A 1,385-nucleotide genomic window follows, 5' to 3' on the forward strand; every position below is an offset into this window, starting at 1 on the left:
GGGTCTGTAAAGTTTTCGGTGTAACTGGGTTGGTTTGTCTGTCAGATGTGGGCTACTGAGAGGCGGCCGTCGAAGGCGATGTCGAAGGCCTGGAGAGCCCGCTTCCAGCGGCTGGTCCATCGCTTGCGGCCGGTGCCGGTCGGGTCCAGGCTCATCACCGCGAGGTAGACGCATTTCAACGCGGCAGCCTCCGAGGGGAAGTGCCCACGGGCCCGGACGGCCCGGCGGATGCGTGCGTTGACGCTCTCGATCGCGTTGGTGGTGCAGACGATGCGGCGTATCTCGGCGTCGAACTGAAGGAAAGGCACGAATTCGGCCCAGGCGTTCTCCCAGAGCCGCACGATCGCCGGATACTTTTCGCCCCAGATCTCGGTGAACTCCAGGAATCGGCTGGTGGCCGCATCCTCGGTCGGCGCCGTGTAGACCGGCTTGAGAGCCTTGGCAATCTTGTCCCAGTCCTGCCGGGCCGCGTAACGGAACGACGCCCTCAGAAGGTGAACCACGCACGTTTGCACGACAGTTCGTGGCCAGACCTCGCCGACCGCGTCGGGCAGGCCTTTCAGGCCGTCGCAGACGAGCATCAGCACGTCCTCCAGGCCGCGGTTCTTCAGCTCGGTCAGCACCCGCAACCAGTGCTTGGCTCCCTCGCCCCCGTCGCCGGCCCATAGACCGAGGATGTCGCGATGCCCCTCGGCCGTGACGGCCAAGGCCATGTAGACCGGCCGGTTGGCGACCTGCCCGTCCCTGATCTTGACGTTGACGCAGTCGATGAACACGACCGGATAGACAGGATCCAGAGGCCGGTTCTGCCACTCGGACATCCCTTCCATCACGGAGTCCGTGATCGTGGAGATGGTGGCCTTGGAGACTTCGGCTCCGTAGACCTCGGCGAGATGGGCCGATATCTCACCGTGTGTGAGGCCCTTGGCGGACAGCGACAGCACCATCTCGTCGACACCGGTCAGCCGGCGCTGCCGCTTCTTGACGATCTGCGGTTCAAACGAGCCCTCCCGGTCCCGGGGTACCTCGATCTCGACCGGCCCGACGTCCGTCAGGACGGTCTTGGACCGCTTGCCATTGCGGGAGTTCCCGCCGTTCTTCCCGGCCGGGTCGTGCTTGTCATAGCCGAGGTGATCGGTCATCTCGCCGTCGAGCGCGGACTCCAGCAGCCGCTTCGTCAGCTGCTGCAAAAGTCCGCCCTCTCCGGTCAGCTGCAGCCCGTCGGCCTGGGCCCGGGAGACGAGCTCCTCGATGAACCTCTCGTCCGCCGCCGCTGGCAGCGCCGCCTCCACGGCCACGGTCCCGGACTCTGCCTCGACTGTGTTCTCGCTGGTCACAGGTGCAATCCTCCATGATCGGAGTTACACCGTTCCTTTTACAGCCCC

At 65.1% G+C, this 1,385-nt stretch carries 1 protein-coding gene; it reads right to left on the bottom strand.

Annotated elements, in window-relative coordinates; all coding sequences use genetic code 11:
- Positions 1-41: 41 nt before the first annotated feature.
- A complete protein-coding gene (locus ACFPP6_RS36405) occupies positions 42-1,292 on the bottom strand; it encodes an IS256 family transposase (protein WP_382051136.1) in 1,251 nt (416 codons plus the stop codon).
- Positions 1,293-1,385 lie beyond the last annotated feature (93 nt).

Source organism: Streptomyces aureoversilis (assembly GCF_042657885.1).
Lineage (GTDB): Bacteria > Actinomycetota > Actinomycetes > Streptomycetales > Streptomycetaceae > Streptomyces > Streptomyces aureoversilis.